Below are 21049 nucleotides of genomic sequence, written 5' to 3'. Positions count from 1 at the left end.
TGTAAGAAAGAGGGGCAGAGTGTCAGCCGTTGGAGCGTCCGGGGGCAGGGGCAGTTCATTGCTGGCTGTCCGCAGCCTGACAAAACTATTCGGGTCGTTTGCCGCATGTAACGGCATCGACCTAGAGATTCAGCCCGGAGAAGTCCACGCCCTGCTGGGCGAAAACGGTGCGGGCAAATCCACCCTCGTCAAAATGCTTTTTGGCGTCCTGGCGCCGACCAGCGGCGATATCCTGTGGAAGGGCGAACCCGTCCGCATACCAAGCCCCGGTGCTGCGCGCCGCCTCGGCATCGGCATGGTTTTCCAGCACTTTTCGCTGTTCGAGGCGCTGACGGTCGCGGAGAATATCGCGCTGTCGCTCAGCCCCGGCATTTCGCTGTCCAAGGTGGCGGAAGAAGCCTCGCGCCTGTCGCATCTCTACGGCCTGCCGCTCGATCCGAAGGCCCATGTCGCCGATCTCTCGGTCGGCGAGCGCCAGCGCATCGAGATCGTGCGGGCGCTGTTGCAGAACCCGGAACTGATCATCCTCGACGAGCCGACCTCCGTGCTGACGCCGCAGGAGGCCGACCGGCTGTTCGAGACGCTTGCCAAGCTGAAGGCCGAGGGGCGCTCGGTGCTCTATATCAGCCACAGACTGGAAGAGGTGCAGCGCATCTGCGACCGCGCGACGGTGCTGCGCCACGGTAAGGTGACCGGCGCCTGTGATCCGCGCCAGGAAACCCCCGCCTCGCTGGCCCGCATGATGGTCGGCAGCGACGTCGCCTCGGTGACGGCGGCCGGCACCAATACCAAGGGCGAGGTTCTGCTCGAAGCCCGGCATCTCAGCGTGCCGGCGCGCACGCCCTTTGCCGTTACGCTGAAGAACGTCTGTCTCAAGGTGCGGGGCGGCGAGGTTCTGGCCATCGCCGGCGTCGCCGGCAACGGCCAGGGCGAGCTTTTCGATACGCTTTCCGGCGAGTATCCGGCGGCGGACGCGTCCTCCGTCTTCATTCGCGGCAAGGCTGCCGGCAATCTCGGCATCACGGCGCGGCGCCTGATGGGCGCGGGCTTTGTGCCGGAGGAGCGCCATGGCCATGCGGCGGTGCCGGCGCTGCCGCTCTCCGACAACCTCGTTCTGGCGCGCAGCCAGTCGGACCGGAAGACCTTTCTGGCCGGCGGCCTGCTCGGCATCATCCGCCAGGCCGTCGTGCGCATCGCCTCGAAGCGCATTTCCGAAACGATGGACGTGCGCAAGAGCGGCGAGAACCCGGCGGCCGGCTCGCTGTCAGGCGGCAACCTGCAAAAATACATCGTCGGGCGCGAACTCGACCGTCAACCGGCGGTGCTGATCGTCAACCAGCCGACCTGGGGGGTGGATGCCGGTGCTGCAAGCCGTATACGGCAGGCGCTGGTCGATCTCGCCAAATCCGGTTCGGCGGTGCTGGTGATCAGCCAGGATCTCGACGAAATCTTTGAAGTCGCCACCGAAATCGCCGTCGTCAACGAGGGGCGGCTTTCCGATGCTTACCCGGCTCATGAACTGACACGCGAAAAGATCGGCCTGCTCATGGGTGGCATGTACGGCAAGACGGAAGGCGAGGTGGCCCATGCGCATTGAACTTGAAAAACGCGCCAACCCCTCGACGCTGTTCTCCATCCTGTCGCCGTTCATCGCGCTGGCGCTGACCATCGTTGCCGGCGGCATCATGTTCGCGCTTCTCGGCAAGAGCCCGACATCCGCGCTCTACAGCTTCTTCATCGAACCGCTGCTCGACGTCTGGTCGCTGCACGAGATCGCCATCAAGGCGGCGCCGCTGATCCTGATCGGCGCCGGCCTGTCGATCTGCTACCGCTCGAACAACTGGAACATCGGCGCCGAGGGGCAATTCATTGCCGGCGCCATCGCGGGCGCCATCGTGCCGGTGGTCTTCCATGAGTGGCATTCGTCGCTCGTCCTGCCCCTGATGCTGATCTTCGGCATGATCGGCGGCGCGCTCTATGCTGGCATTCCCGCCTTCCTCAAGGCGCATATGAACACCAACGAGATCCTGACGAGCCTGATGCTGGTCTATATCGCCCAGCTCTTCCTCGACTGGCTGGTGCGCGGCCCCTGGCGCAGCCCGGATGCCTATAATTTCCCGGTAACGCGGGATTTCGCGCCGGAAGCGATCCTGCCGGAAATGATCGCGTCGGGCCGCGCCAATCTCGGCTTCGCCTTTGCCGTCATCGCCGCCATCGGGCTGTGGATCATGATGCGCTACACGCTGAAGGGTTTCGAGATCACCGTGCTCGGCCAATCGGAGCGGGCAGGGCGTTTTGCCGGCTTCTCCTCCAAGCGCATGATCTGGTTCTCGATGCTGCTCTCCGGCGCTTTCGCTGGCCTTGCTGGCATTTCGGAGGTCAGCGGCACAATCGGCAAGCTGCAGCCGATCATCTCGCCCGGCTATGGCTTCACCGCGATCATCGTCGCTTTTCTTGGCCGCCTCAATCCGCTCGGCATCGTTGCGGCCGGCCTGTTCCTGGCGTTGACCTATGTGGGTGGTGAGGCGGTTCAGTTGACGCTGAGCGTTTCCGACAAGGTCACGCGTGTCTTCCAGGGCCTGCTGCTGTTCTTCGTGCTCTCCTGCGACACGCTGATCCAGTACAAGATCCGGCTGGTCTTCTCGCGGTTCCGCCAATCCAGCGAAGGAGCGCACTGATGGGTATCATCGAAGCGATCCTGCTCACGGTCATCACCGCGGCGACGCCGCTGGTGCTGGCCTCGCTCGGCGAGCTCGTTGCCGAACGGTCGGGCGTGCTCAATCTCGGCGTCGAGGGCATGATGGTGATGGGGGCGGTGCTCGCCTTCGCCGCAACGCAGGCGACGGGCTCGCCCTATATCGGCATCCTTGCCGGCATTGCCTGCGGCGCGTTGTTCTCGCTGCTGTTCGGCTTCCTGACGCTGACGCTCGTCGCCAACCAAGTGGCGACGGGTCTGGCGCTCACCATTCTTGGTCTGGGCGTATCCGGCCAGATCGGCGAACCCTATGTCGGCATGTCGGGCATCAAGCTGCAGCCGATCGTGATCCCGCTGCTGTCCGATATCCCGTTCCTGGGACCGCTGCTGTTCAAGCAGGATCTGATCTTCTACCTGTCGATCGCGCTGGTTTTCGGCGTGAACTGGTTCCTGTTCAAGAGCCGCGCCGGCCTGAAGCTGCGCGCCATCGGCGACAGCCATGGTTCGGCCCATGCGCTCGGCATCCATGTCATCCGCACGCGCTATCTCGCCGTGATGTTCGGCGGCGCCTGTGCCGGTCTTGCCGGTGCGCAGCTGTCGCTCGTCTATACGCCGCAATGGGTGGAAAACATGTCGGCCGGGCGCGGCTGGATCGCGCTGGCGCTCGTCGTTTTCGCCTCGTGGCGGCCCTGGCGGCTGCTGGCGGGCGGCTATCTCTTCGGCGCGGTTTCGATCAGCCAGTTGCACGCTCAGGCGCTCGGTATCGGCATCCCGTCGCAGTTCCTGTCCGCTCTTCCCTACCTCGCCACTATTATCGTACTCATCCTGATATCACACAATCGGCGCATGACGCTGATCAACACGCCTGCCTCGCTCGGCAAGCCGTTTGTGCCCGATCGGTGAGAAGAACAAGAAGAATCAACCACTCCTAACCTACAGAGGATAAAATGAAGAAAATCATTCTCGCTCTCACCACGTCGGCCGCCGTTCTCGGCTTTGCCGCCGCAGCCAGCGCCCAGGATAAAACCAAGATCTGCTTTATCTATGTCGGCTCCAAGACCGATGGCGGCTGGACCCAGGCGCACGATATCGGCCGCCAGGCGCTCCAGGCGGAGTTCGGCGACAAGATCGAAACGCCGTTCCTCGAAAACGTTCCGGAAGGCCCGGATGCCGAGCGCGCGATCGAGCGCATGGCCCGCTCCGGCTGCGCGCTGGTCTTCACCACCTCGTTCGGCTTCATGGATGCCACGATCAAGGTCGCGGAAAAGTTCCCGGACGTGAAGTTCGAGCATGCGACGGGCTTCAAGTCGGCCGCCAATGTCGGCACCTACAATGCGCGCTTCTATGAAGGCCGCTACATCCAGGGCGTGATTGCCGCGAAGATGTCCCAAAAGGGCGTTGCCGGCTACATCGCCTCGTTCCCGATCCCGGAAGTCGTGATGGGCATCAACTCCTTCGTTCACGGCGCCCAGTCGATCAACCCGGACTTCAAGGTCAAGGTCATCTGGGCCAACACCTGGTTCGACCCCGGCAAGGAAGCCGACGCGGCCAAGGCGTTAATCGACCAGGGCGTCGACATCCTGACGCAGCACACCGATACCACCGCACCGATGCAGGTCGCGGCCGAGCGCGGCATCAAGGCCTTCGGCCAGGCGTCGGACATGATCAAGGCCGGCCCGGAGACGCAGCTGACGGCCATCGTCGACACCTGGGGCGCCTACTACATCAAGCGCACCAAGGCCGTTCTCGACGGCACCTGGAAGCCGGAACCGGTCTGGGACGGCCTGAAGGACGGCATTCTCACCATGGCGCCCTACACCAACATGCCGGATGACGTGAAGAAGCTGGCGGAAGAGGCGGAAGCCAAGATCCGCTCGGGCGAGTTGCACCCCTTCACCGGCCCGATCAAGAAGCAGGACGGTTCGGACTGGCTGGCTGCCGGCGCCGTATCCGACGACGGCACGCTGCTCGGCATGAATTTTTACATCGCCGGCGTGGACGATCAGCTGCCGAAGTAAGCGGCAACGCACGGATCATAAGAAAGGCGCCCCATCATCTGGGGCGCCTTTTGTTTGCGGCAGGAAAAGTCTTGCCAATATTACTGCTGGGAAAAGACGCCGAGCGGGCAGCTAGTGGAAAATTCCACTCTGTTCCTTCCAGCGGTAATGCCCTTCTTCGCCATCCATCAGGGCGCGAACTTGCGGATGGCGGATCGGCTTGTCGCTGTCGTCGGCAACGAGATTCTGCTCGGAGACATAGGCGACATATTCCGACTCGTCGTTTTCCGCGAAGAGATGGTAGAAGGGCTGATCCTTCGAGGGGCGGATTTCGGCCGGAATGGCGTTCCACCACTCTTCCGTGTTGGAGAATTCCGGATCGACATCGAAGATCACGCCACGGAAGGGAAAAACCTTGTGGCGGACCACGTCGCCGATTGCAAATTTTGCGTCACGCATCTTCATGGCGTACCTACCTTTCCCTGCATATTTGGGTAATTGCGCAAAAACATCAATAGTTCCGCTGCTTGATACGTTCTTCTTGCAGAGGTTTGCGGCGCTTGCGCGCCCAGGCGTTTCGGCGTACCTCGAAGAACAACGTCTCAGGCGGGTTGGATGGCATGAACGATCAATGGGGCAGGAGCGGTAGCGGACGACCGGCAAGCGGCGGCGGCATTGGCGGCATCCTGTTTGCCTCCGTGGTCAGCCTGGCGCTGGGGGCGGCGGGCGGCTATGGCGCGTTCCGCATGATGGACGGCGCCGTTCCTACCAACGAAATCGAAGCGCGCGACCAGCGCATTGCCGATCTCGCCAAGGAGCTCGATGCCCGCGTGGCGCAGGTCGAGGAAAACACCCAGAAGGCGCAAGCCGCAAGCGAGGAAAACGGCGCTCTGAAACGCCAGCTCGAAGCCCTGCGCAAGAATGCCGGCCCCTCCGATGCCGCCGCGGCGCTGGCCGAAAACGCCCGGCTGACCGAGACGGTCGTGCCGGAACTCAAGAACGAACTGGAACTGGCAAAGCAACTCGTGGCCGATGCCGAGGCGCTGAAGAAACGGGCCGAGGAAGCGGTTCGCGATCGCGACCGGCAGCTCTCCCTTCGGGCGGACGAAATCGCCCGGCTGGAAAAAGCCCTGACCGCTGCCCGCAATCAGCAGACCAGCTCGCAAAGCGCCGAGAAGGACCGCCAGGCGGCAGAGGATGCCTTGCGGCGCGAACTCGAGGAGGCGCAGCGCGCCCAGGACACGATCCGCACGACGGATCTGCCGGCGCTCCGCGACGAGATTGCCCGCAAGGACAAGGAGATTGCCGAACTCAAGACGCGCAACGCATCGCTGACGGCGCGCATCAGCGCGCTTGAGAGTGCTGCGCGTGCGGCCACGGTGCGGGGCGAACCGGAAGGCGGCGGCAACAAGCCGGTGATCGACAATCAAAAGCCAGCGCAGGGGCGCGACCCGCGCAGCGCGGTGCTGGTTGCGCTGGCGATCGACAACACGCCCGGCCTCGACCGCCTGAGCGGCACACAACGCGAGCAACTCGAACGCATACTGGTCTCCGGGGAATGCGTGACCAAGGCGCTCAACAGTGCATTGCAGCGCGTTCCGGTTCTGGCGCTGCGCAACCTGATGCGCGACCTCGACAGCGACTGCTAGTTTTTTGGCGGTGCAACCGCCGCCTCTGGGAAGGAGATTTTGATGAAGCGATCTGTTCTTTCGGCCGCGCTTGGCCTTGCGCTGTCCGCGAGCGGGGTTCTGGCGCAGGAATTCGACCGCAACATCATGACCGGCGGTCCGCAGGGCACCTATATCAAGATCGGCCGCGACCTTGCCGCCCTTGGCGCCGAATGCGGGCTGAAACTCAACGTCGTCGAAAGCGCAGGCTCGCTGGAGAATTTCGTCGGCGTGCGCAACCGGCGCAACACGCAGTTCGGCATCGTGCAGAGCGACGTGCTGGAATACCTGAAGACCTTCGAGGCCAACGATCCGGAGGTGCAGAAGGCCGTGAAGGGCGTGCGCATCATGTTCCCGCTCTACAACGAGGAAATCCACGTCCTGGCGCGCAAGGACATCAACAGCATGAAGGACCTTGCCGGCAAGAAGATCGCCGTCGGCAAGAAGGATTCGGGCACGTTTCTGACCGCGACGCTCATCATGGACATCCTCCAGGTGAAGGCCGGCGCGCGCATGGACATCAACCCGGACGAGGCACTGCCGAAACTGCTGTCTGGCGAGATCGACGCCTTCTTCTACGTCGCGGGCGCCCCTGCCGCACTGTTTTCCGGCGACACGATCGACAAGACGAAGTTCCACCTCGTGCCGATCACCGAGGCGCCGCTGCTGGCGACCTACACGCCCTCGCGCATCGAGGCCGGCACCTATTCCTTCCAGGATCAGCCGGTCGATCTCATCGCCGTCAAGGCCGTGATGATGACCTATGACTACGACGTCAAGCGCAACGCCTATCACCGCGACAGTTGCAAGACCGTCTCAGACTTCTCCAGCCTCATCCTCACCGGCCTCGACAAACTCAGGGCAACCGGCCACCCGAAGTGGAAGACCGTGGACCTGACGGCACTGCCGCCGGGCTGGCAGGTCGGGGTCTGCGTGAAGGCCGGCATGGCGATGGACTACAAGCCCGCCTGCAAGCCGGCCGCCGGCAACGCCACCGACGGCGCTGCGGATGATTCCAACGAGGAATACCTGAACCTCCTGAAGCAGCGGCTCCAGCAATAACATCCTGAAAAACGACAACAAAAAACCCGGCCACTGGCCGGGTTTTTCGTCTGAAGGTTTTCCCGTCCGAAGACGGGAGCGCCGATCAGGCGGAGTAGTACATGTCGAACTCGACCGGGTGCGGGGTCATTTCGTAACGCATGACTTCCACCATCTTCAGCTCGATGTAGGAATCGATCTGGTCGTCGTCGAACACGCCGCCGGCGGTCAGGAACTTGCGATCCTTGTCGAGGCTTTCGAGGGCTTCGCGCAACGAGCCGCAGACGGTCGGGATCTTCTTGAGTTCCTTCGGCGGCAGGTCGTAGAGATCCTTGTCCATGGCTTTGCCGGGATGGATCTTGTTCTTGATGCCGTCGAGGCCAGCCATCAGCATGGATGCAAAGCCGAGATAGGGGTTGCCGAGCGGGTCAGGGAAGCGGATTTCGACGCGCTTGGACTTCGGGCCCGTGCCGAACGGAATGCGGCACGATGCCGAGCGGTTGCGGGCCGAATAGGCCAGCAGAACCGGTGCTTCATAACCCGGGACGAGACGCTTGTAGGAGTTCGTCGTCGGGTTGGTGAAGGCGTTGATCGACTTGGCGTGCTTGATGATGCCGCCGATGAAGTAGAGGCAGCTTTCCGACAGGCCGGCATATTCGTCGCCGGCGAAGGTCGGCTTCGAGTCCTTCCAGATCGACAGGTGGACGTGCATGCCCGAGCCGTTGTCACCGAAGATCGGCTTCGGCATGAAGGTTGCCGTCTTGCCATAGGCATTGGCAACCTGGTGCACGACGTACTTGTAGATCTGCACCTTGTCGGCGCTGCGCACGAGCGTGTCGAACTTGACGCCGAGTTCGTGCTGGGCAGCCGCCACTTCGTGGTGCTGCTTTTCGACGGTGACGCCCATCTCGGTCAGCACGGTCAGCATTTCCGAGCGCATGTCCTGGCACGAGTCGACCGGCGGAACCGGGAAGTAGCCACCCTTGACGCGCGGACGATGGCCGAGGTTGCCGGTCTCGTAGTCGGTGTCGTCGTTGGACGGCAGTTCGGACGAATCGAGCTTGAAGCCCGTGTTGTACGGGTCGGCCTTGTACTTCACGTCGTCGAAGACGAAGAACTCCGGCTCCGGGCCGGCATAGACCGTGTCGCCGATGCCGGATGCCTTGAGGTAGGCTTCGGCCTTCTTGGCGGTGCCGCGCGGGTCGCGGTTGTAGGATTCGCCCGAGACCGGGTCGAGAATGTCGCACATGATGACGAGCGTCGACTGCGCGAAGAACGGATCGACGTGGACCGTCGCCGGATCGGGCATCAGCACCATGTCGGACTCGTTGATCGCCTTCCAGCCGCCGATCGAGGAACCGTCGAACATGACGCCATCCGCGAACATGTCTTCATCGACGATGCCGACGTCCATCGTGACGTGGTGCATCTTGCCGCGCGGGTCGGTGAAGCGCAGATCGACGAACTTTACATCATCTTCCTTGATTTGCTTGAGGATATCATTGGCAGTCGTCATGTTTTGCAGTCCCTGTGTGAGATGACGAGGTGGAAGCCTCGGCCGAACGGCCGGGCGGATTAGATGGCGTCGACGCCGGTTTCACCGGTGCGGATGCGGATGACTTCTTCGACGTTGGAGACAAAGATCTTGCCATCGCCGATGCGGCCGGTCTGGGCCGCGTTGCGGATCGCCTCGATGACGGCCTCCGCATTCTCGTCCGCCAGCACGACCTCGACCTTCACCTTGGGCAGAAAGTCGACAACGTATTCGGCACCACGGTAAAGCTCCGTGTGCCCCTTCTGGCGTCCAAATCCCTTCGCCTCGGTGACCGTGATACCCTGCAGGCCAACTTCCTGAAGAGCCTCCTTCACCTCATCGAGCTTGAAGGGCTTGATGATCGCTTCGATCTTTTTCATGAGAAAATGTCTCTCCGCTTCTCCCGTTTGCGCAGGATTTCGCCCGCTGCTCACTTCAAATGCACATAACATGCCAAGTCTAGTCGCTATATGTTCCAGATTAGGGAAAACCCGTCTCTTTCACCACAACGTTCGTCCTCACGCCGGGGATGATGGGGCTTTCCTGAAAAAAGGGCCAGCGGAATCTGCCTAAAAATTGTCACTTTCTATGCCCGGTGGCCGCTCCCCCAGATTACCGTACGAAAGGGTGGCGCCAAAAGCTGCAAACCAGAGCATGCCGATTATGCAAATGCATAAAAAGAAGGCGAACTTCTTCGCCGCCGGCATTGCACTTGTCTGCCCCATGGCTTTGCGGGCATGGTGGGGCATGCACAGAGAAATCGATACGCTGATCCTCACGCCCGACGACATGGGCCGCATCGACCGCGACGCCGCCGCGTCGGGCCTTTCGAGCTATGGCCTGATGGAGCGGGCAGGGCAGGCGGTTGCCGCCGCCGCCCTTCGCCGCTTCCCGGGCGCCTTGCGCTTTGCCGTGCTGTGCGGGCCGGGCAACAATGGCGGCGATGGCTATGTCGCTGCGCGCGCCTTGCAGGAAGCCGGAGCCGCCATCGCCGTCTACGCTTTCGGCGATCCGGCGGCGCTGAAAGGCGATGCGGCGGAAGCTTTTGCCCGTTTCAGCGCTGCGGTCCTTCCCCTTGCCGATTACGCACCCCTTACTGGCGATGTCGTCATCGATGCGCTGTTCGGCGCGGGCCTGTCGCGCGATCTGCCCGACGCGGTCATCCGCACCATCGAGGCCGTGCGCAAAAACGTGCTGCCCGTCCTCGCCGTGGACCTGCCCTCCGGCATCGACGGCCGCACCGGGCAGGTGCGAGGGCAGGCCTTCGAGGCGGTGGCGACCGTCACGTTCATGTGCCGCAAGCCCGGCCATGTGCTGCTGCCCGGCCGGACGCTGGCCGGCGAGGTGGAGGTCTTCGATATCGGCATTCCCGGCCGCGTCCTCGCCCGGCATGCCGGCCACAGCCGGGTGAACACGCCCGCCCTCTGGCGGGTAGCCTTTCCAACCGAGACGGGAGCAACCCACAAGTATGTGCGCGGCCATCTCGCCGTCTTCTCCGGCGGGGCGACGGCCACGGGGGCTGCACGACTTTCCGCCATGGCCGGCCTGCGCGCCGGCGCCGGCCTCGTTACGCTGCTGTCGCCAAGCGACGCGCTTTCCACCAATGCGGCCCAGGTGACGAGCGTCATGCTGAGGCCCCTTGATAGCGAGGATGACCTTGCGGCCTTGTTGGCTGACGAGCGGCTGAAAACCTTCGTGCTTGGCCCAGGCTTCGGAGACATCGAGAAGGCAAAGCACTATGTCCGCCGTCTCGCCGAAAGCGGTCGCCAGCTCGTTCTCGACGCCGATGGCATCACCGCGTTCCGCGACGATCCCGTTTCGCTCTTCCAGCTCTTCGCCGCCTCCGGCACACGGCTGGTCTTGACGCCGCATGACGGCGAATTCGCCCGACTTTTCCCCGATCTTGCCGCCGACAAAAGCCTTTCGAAGATCGAGCGTGCGCAAAGGGCCGCCGCCCGCAGCAATGCTGCCATCATCCTAAAGGGTGCTGATACGGTGATCGCCGCACCGGACGGCCGCGCCCTCGTCAACGACAACGCGCCACCCTGGCTGGCGACGGCCGGCTCCGGAGACGTGCTCGCCGGCATCGTCGGCGCCCACCTGACCCAGGGCATGCCCGCCTTCGAAGCCGCCGCCAGCGCTGTCTGGCGTCATGGTGAGGCAGGGCGAACAGCAGGCGAAGGGCTGACGGCGGAGGATCTCGTCAACGCCCTGGGTGGCCTAAGCCAAATCTAGGCATTGCATTGACGTCAAGTGAAGTGGCCTGCACGCCGCAGGCGCGCGTATCAACGCTCTGAATAGCTTCGATCAAATCTAATGACTTTGAGCGACGGATATTCCCCGTTAAGCAAATTCAGTAGAGGCGCGAGCTGTAATCCGAAACGCTCTTGCCCCACAGCTCCAAAGCGGAAGACCATGTTCCATGACCCTGATCGATATCGCGCTGCTCGTGCTCGTCGCCATCGTCTGGGGCTTCAATTTCGTCGTCATCAAGGTCGGCATCGAAAATTTCCCGCCGATCCTGTTTTCCGCGCTGCGTTTCCTCTTCGCCGCCGTGCCGCTGGTGTTCCTCCTGCCACGCCCGGCGGTCTCCTGGCGGATCATCCTCGGCATCGGCCTTGTGCTGGGCGTGGTGAAATTCAGCCTGCTGTTCATCGGCATGGATGTCGGCGTGTCGGCCGGCCTTGCCTCGCTTCTCCTGCAGTCGCAGGCCTTCTTCACCGTCGCGCTCGCAGCCGTGTTCTACGGCACCCGCCCACGCCCGGCGCAGATCACCGGCATCCTCATCGCCTTTGCCGGCATGGCCGTGATCGCCACGACGGTGGACGGAAGCTTTACCTATCTCGGTCTTGCCCTGGTGATTGCCGCAGGCCTAGCCTGGGCCTTTTCCAATATGCTGACGCGCAAGGCCGGCAATGTCGACATGCTGGCGTTGATGGTCTGGGTGAGCCTCGTGCCGCCGATCCCGCTGGCGATCATCTCGCTGGCAACGGAAGGGCTGGACAGGGACATCGCCGCCCTCCAGGCGCTCACCTGGCAGGGCGTCGGCGCAGTGGCCTATATCGCCTACATCGCCACGATCTTCGGCTTCGGCGTGTGGGGTCTGATGATCCGCAAACACGGCGTTGCAACGGTTGCCCCGTTTTCCCTGCTCGTGCCGGTGTTCGGCATGAGCTTTTCGGCCCTGGCGCTCGGCGAGAGTTTTGGGCCTCAACGTCTCGCCGGCGCGGTCCTCGTCGTCTGCGGCCTCATCCTGACGGTGCTCGGCCCGCGCCTGCTCGACCGCTTGCGCGCGTCGCCGTCGCCGCACAAGGCCGGATAGTCAGGCCCGCGGCTGGGTGCGCTTCTGCAACTCGCGCGCACCGTTCGGCGCATTCACCTTGCCGGAGGTGATGAAGAACGCAAAAACGTCGCGCGCTTTCTGGGCCGGTTTGGTCTCCGGATCGATCTTCGGCAGGTCGGATGGTTCGCCACCGCCCGCCCAGTCCTTCAGCCGTGCCGCCCATTCGTCCAGCGCCTTTGGCGGATAGCAGGTCTCGATGTCGTCGGATCCCTTCTGCAAGCGCGCATAGACGAAATCCGCGGTTACGTCGGCTATCTCGGGATAGTCCTCATGCTGCGCGTAGACGATCGCGGCGTTGTGCTTGCGGGCAAGGGCCGCGAATTCCGGCACGAGGAACGTGTCGTTGCGCACTTCCAGCGCATGTTTCAGCGTCAGGCCATCCAGCTTTTCCGGCAGGAGTTTCAGAAAGCCCTCGAAATCCTCCGGCTCGAACTTCTTGGTCGGCGGGAACTGCCAGAGGATCGGGCCGAGGTGATCGCCGAGTTCGGTCAAACCCTGCGTCAGGAATTTTTCGACCGACTCACCGCCATCGGCCAGAACCTTTCGGTTGGTCGTGAAACGGCTGGCCTTCAGCGAGAAGATAAAACCGTCCGGCACTTCGGAGGCCCATTTGGCGAAGGTCTCCGGCTTCTGCGAGCCGTAATAGGTGCCGTTGACCTCGATTGCCGTCAGCTCGCGGCTGGCGAACTCGAGCTGCCGCTTCTTCGTCAGCTTTTCCGGATAGAAGGTGCCTTCCCAGGGATCGAAGGTCCAGCCGCCGATGCCGGTGCGAATGGTGCCGGATGTGCTCATGTCTTGTTCTCCTCGACAGACAGGATGGCGGCGCGGTTCACGCCGGCGCGATGAAAGGTTGCGAAATCTCCTGAAACACCGGCAGGGCCTCCATGCCGGTGCAGTGCGCGGCGAGCGCCGGATAGGCCGCTGGATCGATAAGGCCCGGATGGGCCTCGCTGACATGCCGCCAGGCGCAGGCAACCGCGATGTCCGCATGGGTGATCCGGCCGAACCAGAACTGTCCGGGCCGCACGGCACGCTCCGCATCGAGCGCGGTCAGCACCGTGCCGATCTGCGAACGGCAGCGTTCGACGAAATAGTCCGATGGCGATTGATGCAGATGCAATTCGTAGAACAGGCTGACGCCCTTGTCGGCGAAGCCGGTGGCAAAGGTCATGACCTTCAGCGCCTGCCGCCGTTCCGGTTCGGCCTGCGGCAGCAGACGTGTTTCCGCAGGAACAAGACCGTCCACGTAGTCGAGGATCGAATTGCTGTCGGCCACGACGTCACCGTCATCCAGCACCAGCGTCGGCACCCGCATCAGCGGATTGAGCGCCTGCACCTTCTCACCGTCGCTGAACACCGACCAGGGCCGGTGCTCGAACGGCAGGCCATAAAGCCTGAGCGCAATGCCCACACGGCGCACATAGGACGAGTCGTACTGGCCGATCAGGATCATCAAAACCTACTCCGCCGCTACCCGTTTCATCGGGCGGCGCTCCAGCAGTTCCTTCAGGAAATGGCCGGTATAGGAGCGCTCCACCTTCACGATATCCTCCGGCGTGCCCTCCGCGATCACCTCGCCACCGCCATCGCCGCCTTCGGGCCCGAAGTCGATGACCCAGTCGGCCGTCTTGATGACCTCGAGATTGTGCTCGATGACCACGACGGAATTGCCCTGGTTGACAAGTTCGTGCAGCACTTCCAGCAGCTTTGCCACGTCATGGAAGTGCAGGCCGGTTGTCGGCTCGTCGAGGATATAGAGCGTGCGGCCGGTCGAGCGCTTGGAAAGCTCCTTGGCAAGCTTGACGCGCTGCGCCTCGCCGCCGGACAGCGTGTTCGCCTGCTGGCCGACCTTGATATAGCCGAGGCCGACCTGGTTCAGCGTCACCAGCTTGTCGCGCACCGCAGGCACGGCGGCGAAGAACTCGACGCCTTCCTCCACCGTCATGTCCAGCACGTCGGCGATCGACTTGCCCTTGAAGGTGACGTCGAGCGTCTCGCGGTTGTAGCGCTTGCCGTGGCAGACGTCGCAGGTGACGTAGACGTCGGGCAGGAAGTGCATCTCGATCTTGATGACGCCGTCGCCCTGGCAGGCTTCGCAGCGCCCGCCCTTGACGTTGAAGGAGAAGCGGCCCGGCTGGTAGCCGCGCGCCTTCGCCTCCGGCAGGCCGGAAAACCAGTCGCGCATCGGTGTGAAGGCGCCGGTATAGGTGGCGGGGTTGGAACGCGGCGTGCGGCCGATCGGCGACTGGTCGATGTCGATGACCTTGTCGATATATTCGAAACCGTCGATGCGCTCGTGCTCGGCGGGAATTTCGCGCGCGCCCATGATGCGCCGCGCCGCCGACTTGTAGAGCGTCTCGATCAGGAAGGTCGACTTGCCGCCGCCGGAAACCCCGGTGACGGCCGTAAAGACGCCGAGCGGGATGGCCGCCGTGACGTTCTTCAGGTTGTTGGCCTTCGCGCCGACGACCTTGATTTCCTTTTTCTTTTTCGGCTTGCGACGTTCCGCTGGCACGGCGACGGCAAGCTCGCCGGACAGATACTTGCCGGTGAGCGAGGCCGGATTCGCAATGACCTGCGCCGGTGAGCCCTGCGCGATCACTTCGCCACCATGAATGCCGGCGGCGGGGCCGATGTCGACGACATAGTCCGCCGTCAGGATGGCGTCCTCATCATGCTCGACGACGATCACCGTATTGCCGATGTCGCGCAGGTGCCGCAGCGTGTCGAGAAGGCGGGCATTGTCGCGCTGGTGCAGGCCGATGGAGGGCTCGTCGAGCACATAGAGCACGCCAGTGAGGCCCGAGCCGATCTGCGAGGCAAGACGGATGCGCTGGCTTTCGCCGCCCGACAACGTGCCGGAATTGCGCGACAGCGAGAGATATTCGAGGCCGACATCGTTCAGGAAGCGCAGGCGCTCGCGGATTTCCTTGAGGATGCGGACGGCGATCTCGTTCTGCTTGCTATTGAGGCTCTCCGGCAGAACGTCGAACCAGTCGCGTGCGACGCGGATCGACATGGCCGTCACTTCGCCGATATGCAGCTTGTTGATCTTCACCGCCAGAGCTTCGGGTTTCAGGCGAAAGCCGTTGCAGGCCGGGCAGGGCGCGGCGGACATGTAGCGCTCGATCTCTTCGCGCGACCATGCGGAATCCGTCTCTTTCCAGCGGCGCTCGAGGTTCGGCACGATGCCTTCGAAGGTTTTTACCGTCTTGTAGGAGCGTGCGCCGTCCTTGTAGTTGAACTCGATCTTTTCCTTCGTGCCGTTCAGGATGGCGCCCTGCGCCGCTTCCGACAGTTCCGACCAGCGGTTGGAAAGCTTGAAGCCGTAGGCGGCGCCGAGCGCCTCCAGAGTCTGGTTGTAGTAGGGCGAGGAGGACTTTGCCCAGGGCGCGATGGCGCCGTCGCGCAATGTGCGTTCGGTTTCCGGCACGATGAGGTCCGGGTCGATCTTCTGCTGGCTGCCAAGACCATCGCAGGTCGGGCAGGCGCCAAACGGGTTGTTGAACGAGAACAACCGCGGCTCGATTTCCGAGATGGTGAAGCCGGAGACCGGGCAGGCGAATTTTTCGGAAAACAGCACGCGCTCGTGCGTCTCGTTCAGCGACTTGTTGGCCGAGCCGCCGGCGGAGGTTTCCTCGACCGGGAGTGGCTTGTCGGCGAACTCCGCGATGGCCAGGCCCTCGGCGAGCTTGAGGCACGTTTCAAGGCTGTCCGCCAGGCGCGAGGCGAGATCCGAGCGCACGACGACGCGGTCGACCACCACGTCGATGTCGTGTTTGTATTTCTTGTCGAGCGCCGGCACATCGGCGATCTCGTAGAACTGACCGTCGACCTTGACGCGCTGAAAACCCTTCTTCATCAGCTCGGCGAGTTCTTTTTTGTACTCGCCCTTGCGGCCGCGCACGATGGGCGCGAGGATGTAGAGGCGTGTGCCTTCGCCGAAATCAATGACGCGATCGACCATCTGGCTGACCGTCTGGCTCTCGATCGGCAGGCCCGTCGCCGGCGAATAGGGGACGCCGACGCGCGCAAAAAGCAGGCGCATGTAGTCGTAGATTTCGGTGACCGTGCCGACGGTCGAGCGCGGGTTCTTCGAGGTCGTCTTCTGCTCGATGGAGATGGCCGGCGACAAGCCGTCGATCTGGTCGACATCCGGTTTCTGCATCATTTCGAGGAACTGGCGCGCATAGGCCGAGAGGCTCTCGACATAGCGGCGCTGACCCTCGGCATAGATCGTGTCGAAGGCAAGCGACGATTTGCCGGAGCCTGACAGCCCGGTCATGACGATCAGCTTGTTGCGGGGCAGGTCGAGATCGATGCCCTTGAGATTGTGTTCGCGGGCGCCGCGAATGGAAATTGTCTTGAGTTCGCTCATGATATCCAGCGTCAGAAGTTCTTGCGCATTCGATTTAGGGGTTGCCCCTATGTAGGAACTGGTTGGGCGGTGTCCATGCGCGGTCGAAGGAATCCGTGCCCGTTTCCGATTCGCTTGACAAGAGTGTAGGGAATTATTAGAACAAAAAAAGAACGAATTTTTGCAATTGATCTGTGGATTATAGTCCCATGGGGCGGCGCTGGCGCATGGCAGCCGATAAGATGCCGCATTCATGGTGTGAAATGATGTCGGGCGCGAGAGCCCGGCGCGACAACGGGATGTATGGGTATGGCTGGAAGCGTCAACAAGGTGATCTTGGTCGGGAATGTCGGTGCGGACCCGGAAATCCGTCGGACGCAGGACGGTCGGCCGATCGCCAACCTGCGGATCGCGACCTCTGAGACCTGGCGCGACCGCAACAGCGGCGAACGCAAAGAAAAGACGGAATGGCACAATGTCGTCGTCTTCAACGAAGGCCTGTGCAAGGTCGTCGAACAATATGTGAAGAAGGGCGCCAAGCTCTACATCGAAGGCGCGCTGCAGACCCGTAAGTGGCAGGACCAAACCGGCAACGACCGCTATTCGACGGAAATCGTGCTGCAGGGCTTCAACTCAACGCTGACCATGCTCGACGGTCGCGGTGAAGGCGGCGGCGAACGTCGTGGCGGTGGTGATATCGCTGGCGGCGCGCCAAGCTACGACGATTACGGTTCGCGCCCGTCTTCGGGTGGCGGAAGCAGCAGCGGTGGCGGCAGCCGTTCTGGCGGTTCGCCGCTCTCGCGCGATATGGATGACGACATCCCGTTCTGAGGATGTAATGGGCATCCACGATCCTGTTTAAAGGCGCCCGGATTGGCGCCTTTTTCCTTTGTTAAGCGGCGCCGGAGCTTTTTTCGTCTCATGTTGCGAATAGACGGACAAGCCTGATCGTTGTTGCTTCGGCAATCCTGATGGCAACCGGACATATTCGTCGGATGAATGTTCATGAGCAAGAATATCAGCAAGTTTCTCAGTCTGGTTCTGCGGCACGAGCCTCAATCAATCGGCATTGAGCTGGATGCCGGCGGTTGGGTCTCTGTGGACGATCTGATCGTCCAGGCACGCCGCGCCGGTGTCGACATCGATGACGATGCACTGCGCACAGTTGTGGCCGAAAGCGACAAGAAGCGGTTTACGCTTTCTGCCGACGGGGCCCGAATACGCGCAGCCCAAGGGCATTCGGTGGCGGTCGATTTGGACCTGGTACCGGCCGTGCCACCGGAGATTCTGTTTCATGGGACGGCAATCGCTTCGCTCGAGGCCATCTTACGCGAAGGACTCACGCCGCAAGGACGCCAGAAAGTCCATCTTTCGGCGGACATGGAGACCGCGGTCAAGGTTGGCCAGCGGCATGGGAAGCCGATGGTTCTAGCCGTTGCGGCAGGCCGCATGCAGGCTGATGGCCTTACGTTCTGGCAGGCCGACAACGGAGTCTGGCTGACGGATGCCGTCCCGTCAGCCTATCTTTCGCACTAAATGCAAAGCCGGCTACGAGGGGCAGCCCTACAACTTTTCCCGACTTGTTGCTGACGCATTCCAGGCCTAAAATTCAAATGCACCCGGAAGCAATATCGCCGGCTGGATGTGAAAAGGGGAGGTCGCAATGGACGTGCTTCGAGACCCCACGCATATCGGCATGTTCGAACCGCAGGATCTGGATGTTCTGCAGGGCGTTTTCACACGATTGACGGCAACCAAGAGCCCTGCCTTTGACGAGGCCCGGGCCCGTTCGCTCGCGCGGTCGATCATCACGCTGTATCGGCATGGCGTGCGTGACCCCGAGCAGATTTTCGACGTGCTGCAAGTGCCGTCGTCCTGACGCCGCAATCGCTATCCCAATTTCCAATAAGCGCTCGCCCGGCCACGGCGGGCGCTTAACCATATGGAAACCATAAATCAAACAAGCTCTTTCCCAGCTTTGCATCCATTCGCAATTTTGCCATCTTATTGGCATGATTAACGTACTGTTATTTACTGAGTGGCATTGACGGCCGGCTTGCAGGGGCAAGACAGGTTGGCTGGCACACCGTCGGGGACAATAGCGGCGTGGGACATAAAACTTTCGAGAAAAATGCGATCCGGTTCGGCAAGAGCTTGAGATTGCTGGCTATTCCTCTGGTCTGCGCGAGCCTTGCTGCATGCGCGACGACGACGTCCGCGCCGAAGAAGAAGGTGCGCAGCAAGGAATTCTTTTCTGAATCCGAATATGGCGTGAAGGCAAGCCCGCGCGTCGTGGAAGAAGGCCAGGCTGTGCCAAAGGGTGGCGGCCGCTATCAGGTTGGCAAGGCCTATCAGGTCCGCGGCAAGTGGTACCAGCCGAAGGAAGAGCCTGGTTACAACAAGACAGGTCTCGCATCGTGGTACGGTTCTGCCTTCCACGGCCGCAAGACGGCGAATGGCGAAGTCTACGACAAGTACCATCTCTCCGCCGCGCACCCGACGTTCCCGTTGCCGAGCTATGCGCGGGTCACCAACATGGAAAACGGAACCTCCGTTATCGTACGCGTCAACGACCGCGGCCCTTACCATGAGGGCCGGGTGATCGACGTTTCGTCGAAGACGGCGGATCTGCTCGACATGAAGCGCACCGGCACAGCCAAGGTGCGTGTGCAATATGTCGGCAAGGCCCGTCTGGACGGTCACGACATGCCGTATCTCATGGCTTCCTACATTCCGAAGGGATCGCGCGTGCCGGCGGTCGATCCGGGCGGCCTGATCGCGACGGGCGTCATGGTGGCGTCCGCCGACAACCGTTCGCTGCCTGGCGTCGGCGCGGAAGAGAACGTGCTGACCGTTCCCGACAAGAGCACGATGACGGCGCTCGCCAAGACGGCCCCGGCAACCGAGGCCTTCCAGGTGATGGAACAGTTCGTCATGCTGCCGGAGATCGGCCCGCTGCCGATCGAACGGCCGAATTTCGTGCCCCAGCTTTCCGCCGAGCCGAGCTATGCGGCCGCCTATGCGGATGAGCGCGTGCGCGACGCTGCCGGCGCCTTCGATGCCATCCTGACGATGGACGGCCAGTTGACGCCGCTTTCCGCATTTGCCGGCAACGCGGGCTGATCGCCCGCGTTCCCAAAGCCGTTTGCGCAATGCGGTCGGCTGTGGGAGTGTGACGACACTCGGAGTCGCCATGCATCGCCGTCTTTTCGCCGCCCTCATTGTCCTTCTGTCCTTTTCCAGCATTGCGCACGCGCAGTCTGCCGCGCCGCAGGCGGGCTTCGACGTCAAGGCCAAGCAGGTCTACCTCATCGAGGCGGAGACCGGCACTGTGCTGTTTGCCCGGGCCGAGGACGAGACCGTTCCCGCCGCCTCGCTTGCCAAGCTGATGACCATGGCGACGGTCTTCAAGGCGCTGGCCGGCGGCGAAATCACGCTCGACACGCAATTTCCCGTCACCGAACATGCCTGGCGCACGGGCGGCGCGCCATCGCGCACCTCCACCATGTTCGCCGCCCTGAAATCGAACGTGCGCGTCGAGGACCTGGTCCGCGGCGTCATCGTTCAGTTCGCCAATGACGCCTGCATCATCCTCGGCGAGGGCATCGCCGGTTCGGAGACCGCCTTCGCCGAAAGGATGACGCAGGAGGCGAGGGCGCTGGGGCTGCAGAAATCCGCGTTCGCCAATGCCACCGGCCTGCCGGACCCGGCAAACAAGGTGACGATGCGCGAGATGGTGCAGCTCGCCCGGCACCTGCAGACGACCTATCCCGATTACATGCGCTACTATCTCGAGCCGGAATTCGAGTGGAACAAGATCAAGCAGCGCAACCGCAATCCGCTTCTGACCCTCAATATCGGCGTGACGGGCTTCGTGACCGGCTTTTCGGAGGAGGGCGGCTATTCCATCGTCGCGGCGGTCAACCGCGACGGCAAGCACCTGGTGCTCGCCATGGGCGGCATGGAAAACGACAAGGTCCGCATCGAGGAAACGCGCCGGATCATCGAATGGGCGCTCTCCTCCTTCGAGCGTCGCACGCTCTTCAAGGAGGGTGAGGCGATCGCGGACGCCAGCGTCTATGGCGGCGACGCGTCCAGTGTCCCGCTGGTGGCCGGCGAACAGGTGGATGTCTTCCTGCCGAAGGACAATTCGCAAAAGCTCGTCGCGCGCGTGGTCTATACATGGCCGGTGCGGGCGCCGGTCGAGCCGGGCCAGGCGATCGGCACCCTGAAGATCTGGAACGACAAACAATTGTTGCGCGAAGTACCGGTGGAAACGGCGGGCTCGGTCGGCGTCGGTGCTCTGCGCTCCCGGGCGCTGGATGCGCTGATCGAGTTGTTCTTCTTCTGGATTTGACGGGGCGGGCGAGGGCGAAAAGCGTTTCGCCGGCCGGAAACATCGGTTAGTAGTGGTC

Annotated in this window: 19 protein-coding genes; 13 read left to right on the top strand and 6 right to left on the bottom strand. The window is 62.5% G+C overall.

The annotated features are described in order from the left end of the window. Nucleotides 1–58 precede the first annotated feature (58 nt). Genes ACT6VE_RS23635 through ACT6VE_RS23620 form a run of 4 tightly spaced genes read left to right on the top strand, consistent with a single transcriptional unit; the run spans nucleotide 59 to nucleotide 4713 of the window. A complete protein-coding gene (locus ACT6VE_RS23635; protein WP_444800810.1) occupies nucleotides 59–1597 on the top strand; it encodes an ABC transporter ATP-binding protein in 1539 nt (512 codons plus the stop codon). Then, entirely contained in the window at nucleotides 1587–2678 is a 1092-nt protein-coding gene (locus ACT6VE_RS23630) for an ABC transporter permease (RefSeq protein ID WP_444800809.1), read from the top strand. Before ACT6VE_RS23635 ends, ACT6VE_RS23630 begins: the two co-directional genes overlap by 11 nt. Beyond that, nucleotides 2678–3598 carry an ABC transporter permease gene (locus tag ACT6VE_RS23625; protein WP_069058844.1) on the top strand — a complete coding sequence of 307 codons (921 nt, stop codon included), beginning with the start codon at nucleotides 2678–2680 and terminating at the stop codon, nucleotides 3596–3598. The genes ACT6VE_RS23630 and ACT6VE_RS23625 overlap by 1 nt, the downstream gene beginning before the upstream one ends. 44 nt (nucleotides 3599–3642) lie before the next feature. Continuing rightward, a complete protein-coding gene (locus ACT6VE_RS23620) occupies nucleotides 3643–4713 on the top strand; it encodes a BMP family ABC transporter substrate-binding protein (protein WP_444800808.1) in 1071 nt (356 codons plus the stop codon). Nucleotides 4714–4824: 111 nt separating this feature from the next. Here the strand turns inward: ACT6VE_RS23620 and hspQ are convergent, their stop codons facing one another. Beyond that, on the bottom strand, nucleotides 4825–5157 hold the full coding sequence (hspQ, locus tag ACT6VE_RS23615) for a heat shock protein HspQ (RefSeq protein ID WP_444800807.1): 333 nt from the start codon (nucleotides 5155–5157) through the stop codon (nucleotides 4825–4827). Nucleotides 5158–5312: 155 nt separating this feature from the next. On the opposite strand from hspQ, the gene ACT6VE_RS23610 reads away from it, so the two are divergent. Continuing rightward, nucleotides 5313–6341 carry a hypothetical protein gene (locus tag ACT6VE_RS23610; protein WP_444800806.1) on the top strand — a complete coding sequence of 343 codons (1029 nt, stop codon included), beginning with the start codon at nucleotides 5313–5315 and terminating at the stop codon, nucleotides 6339–6341. 42 nt (nucleotides 6342–6383) lie between these two features. After that, a complete protein-coding gene (locus tag ACT6VE_RS23605; protein ID WP_444800805.1) occupies nucleotides 6384–7421 on the top strand; it encodes a TAXI family TRAP transporter solute-binding subunit in 1038 nt (345 codons plus the stop codon). A gap of 85 nt (nucleotides 7422–7506) precedes the next feature. Here the strand turns inward: ACT6VE_RS23605 and glnA are convergent, their stop codons facing one another. Together glnA and ACT6VE_RS23595 are read right to left on the bottom strand one after the other, a co-directional pair. Further along, complete coding sequence (gene glnA / locus ACT6VE_RS23600) at nucleotides 7507–8916, bottom strand: type I glutamate--ammonia ligase (RefSeq protein WP_069058849.1); 1410 nt, start codon at nucleotides 8914–8916, stop codon at nucleotides 7507–7509. 59 nt (nucleotides 8917–8975) lie between these two features. Beyond that, the gene (locus tag ACT6VE_RS23595; RefSeq protein ID WP_003515720.1) at nucleotides 8976–9314 is read right to left on the bottom strand and encodes a P-II family nitrogen regulator; all 339 of its coding nucleotides are present in this window, start codon (nucleotides 9312–9314) and stop codon (nucleotides 8976–8978) included. 367 nt (nucleotides 9315–9681) lie between these two features. Between ACT6VE_RS23595 and ACT6VE_RS23590 the strand changes: the two genes are divergently transcribed. Continuing rightward, complete coding sequence (locus ACT6VE_RS23590) at nucleotides 9682–11169, top strand: NAD(P)H-hydrate dehydratase (protein ID WP_444800825.1); 1488 nt, start codon at nucleotides 9682–9684, stop codon at nucleotides 11167–11169. Between the two features lie 187 nt (nucleotides 11170–11356). Then, entirely contained in the window at nucleotides 11357–12256 is a 900-nt protein-coding gene (locus ACT6VE_RS23585) for an EamA family transporter (RefSeq protein ID WP_444800804.1), read from the top strand. Here ACT6VE_RS23585 and ACT6VE_RS23580 read toward each other — a convergent pair whose 3' ends face one another. Genes ACT6VE_RS23580 through uvrA form a run of 3 tightly spaced genes read right to left on the bottom strand, consistent with a single transcriptional unit; the run spans nucleotide 12257 to nucleotide 16655 of the window. Further along, nucleotides 12257–13069, bottom strand: coding sequence for a DUF72 domain-containing protein (locus ACT6VE_RS23580; protein ID WP_444800803.1), 813 nt, complete (start codon nucleotides 13067–13069; stop codon nucleotides 12257–12259). A gap of 37 nt (nucleotides 13070–13106) precedes the next feature. Continuing rightward, the gene (locus ACT6VE_RS23575) at nucleotides 13107–13730 is read right to left on the bottom strand and encodes a glutathione S-transferase family protein (protein ID WP_444800802.1); all 624 of its coding nucleotides are present in this window, start codon (nucleotides 13728–13730) and stop codon (nucleotides 13107–13109) included. 6 nt (nucleotides 13731–13736) lie between these two features. Then, nucleotides 13737–16655 carry an excinuclease ABC subunit UvrA gene (gene uvrA, locus ACT6VE_RS23570; RefSeq protein ID WP_444800801.1) on the bottom strand — a complete coding sequence of 973 codons (2919 nt, stop codon included), beginning with the start codon at nucleotides 16653–16655 and terminating at the stop codon, nucleotides 13737–13739. A gap of 288 nt (nucleotides 16656–16943) precedes the next feature. On the opposite strand from uvrA, the gene ACT6VE_RS23565 reads away from it, so the two are divergent. The 5 genes from ACT6VE_RS23565 to ACT6VE_RS23545 all read left to right on the top strand — a co-directional run bounded on the left by ACT6VE_RS23565 (nucleotide 16944) and on the right by ACT6VE_RS23545 (nucleotide 20991). Continuing rightward, the gene (locus tag ACT6VE_RS23565) at nucleotides 16944–17465 is read left to right on the top strand and encodes a single-stranded DNA-binding protein (protein WP_444800800.1); all 522 of its coding nucleotides are present in this window, start codon (nucleotides 16944–16946) and stop codon (nucleotides 17463–17465) included. A 174-nt stretch (nucleotides 17466–17639) separates the two neighbouring features. Next, nucleotides 17640–18170, top strand: coding sequence for an RNA 2'-phosphotransferase (locus ACT6VE_RS23560; RefSeq protein ID WP_444800799.1), 531 nt, complete (start codon nucleotides 17640–17642; stop codon nucleotides 18168–18170). A 127-nt stretch (nucleotides 18171–18297) separates the two neighbouring features. Beyond that, nucleotides 18298–18513 carry a hypothetical protein gene (locus tag ACT6VE_RS23555; protein WP_444800798.1) on the top strand — a complete coding sequence of 72 codons (216 nt, stop codon included), beginning with the start codon at nucleotides 18298–18300 and terminating at the stop codon, nucleotides 18511–18513. Between the two features lie 227 nt (nucleotides 18514–18740). Next, complete coding sequence (locus ACT6VE_RS23550) at nucleotides 18741–19757, top strand: septal ring lytic transglycosylase RlpA family protein (RefSeq protein ID WP_444800797.1); 1017 nt, start codon at nucleotides 18741–18743, stop codon at nucleotides 19755–19757. Nucleotides 19758–19827: 70 nt separating this feature from the next. After that, a complete protein-coding gene (locus ACT6VE_RS23545; protein WP_444800796.1) occupies nucleotides 19828–20991 on the top strand; it encodes a D-alanyl-D-alanine carboxypeptidase family protein in 1164 nt (387 codons plus the stop codon). Nucleotides 20992–21049 lie beyond the last annotated feature (58 nt).

It is taken from the genome of Shinella sp., from assembly GCF_052438155.1.
GTDB lineage: Bacteria > Pseudomonadota > Alphaproteobacteria > Rhizobiales > Rhizobiaceae > Shinella.
Note: the sequence above shows the minus strand (reverse complement) of the source record. Positions and strands in the feature narration are given on the sequence as shown.

What these genes read in the sequence shown, in the direction of transcription:
- ACT6VE_RS23565 (WP_444800800.1), top strand. Translation starts at nt 16,944, where the DNA reads ATGGCTGGAAGCGTCAACAAGGTGATCTTGGTCGGGAATGTCGGTGCG.
- ACT6VE_RS23575 (WP_444800802.1), bottom strand. Translation starts at nt 13,730, where the DNA reads ATGATCCTGATCGGCCAGTACGACTCGTCCTATGTGCGCCGTGTGGGC.
- ACT6VE_RS23595 (WP_003515720.1), bottom strand. Translation starts at nt 9,314, where the DNA reads ATGAAAAAGATCGAAGCGATCATCAAGCCCTTCAAGCTCGATGAGGTG.
- hspQ (WP_444800807.1), bottom strand. Translation starts at nt 5,157, where the DNA reads ATGAAGATGCGTGACGCAAAATTTGCAATCGGCGACGTGGTCCGCCAC.
- ACT6VE_RS23580 (WP_444800803.1), bottom strand. Translation starts at nt 13,069, where the DNA reads ATGAGCACATCCGGCACCATTCGCACCGGCATCGGCGGCTGGACCTTC.
- ACT6VE_RS23585 (WP_444800804.1), top strand. Translation starts at nt 11,357, where the DNA reads ATGACCCTGATCGATATCGCGCTGCTCGTGCTCGTCGCCATCGTCTGG.
- ACT6VE_RS23610 (WP_444800806.1), top strand. Translation starts at nt 5,313, where the DNA reads ATGAACGATCAATGGGGCAGGAGCGGTAGCGGACGACCGGCAAGCGGC.
- ACT6VE_RS23605 (WP_444800805.1), top strand. Translation starts at nt 6,384, where the DNA reads ATGAAGCGATCTGTTCTTTCGGCCGCGCTTGGCCTTGCGCTGTCCGCG.
- ACT6VE_RS23545 (WP_444800796.1), top strand. Translation starts at nt 19,828, where the DNA reads ATGCATCGCCGTCTTTTCGCCGCCCTCATTGTCCTTCTGTCCTTTTCC.
- ACT6VE_RS23630 (WP_444800809.1), top strand. Translation starts at nt 1,587, where the DNA reads ATGCGCATTGAACTTGAAAAACGCGCCAACCCCTCGACGCTGTTCTCC.
- ACT6VE_RS23590 (WP_444800825.1), top strand. Translation starts at nt 9,682, where the DNA reads ATGCACAGAGAAATCGATACGCTGATCCTCACGCCCGACGACATGGGC.
- ACT6VE_RS23625 (WP_069058844.1), top strand. Translation starts at nt 2,678, where the DNA reads ATGGGTATCATCGAAGCGATCCTGCTCACGGTCATCACCGCGGCGACG.
- ACT6VE_RS23620 (WP_444800808.1), top strand. Translation starts at nt 3,643, where the DNA reads ATGAAGAAAATCATTCTCGCTCTCACCACGTCGGCCGCCGTTCTCGGC.
- ACT6VE_RS23555 (WP_444800798.1), top strand. Translation starts at nt 18,298, where the DNA reads ATGGACGTGCTTCGAGACCCCACGCATATCGGCATGTTCGAACCGCAG.
- uvrA (WP_444800801.1), bottom strand. Translation starts at nt 16,655, where the DNA reads ATGAGCGAACTCAAGACAATTTCCATTCGCGGCGCCCGCGAACACAAT.
- glnA (WP_069058849.1), bottom strand. Translation starts at nt 8,916, where the DNA reads ATGACGACTGCCAATGATATCCTCAAGCAAATCAAGGAAGATGATGTA.
- ACT6VE_RS23560 (WP_444800799.1), top strand. Translation starts at nt 17,640, where the DNA reads ATGAGCAAGAATATCAGCAAGTTTCTCAGTCTGGTTCTGCGGCACGAG.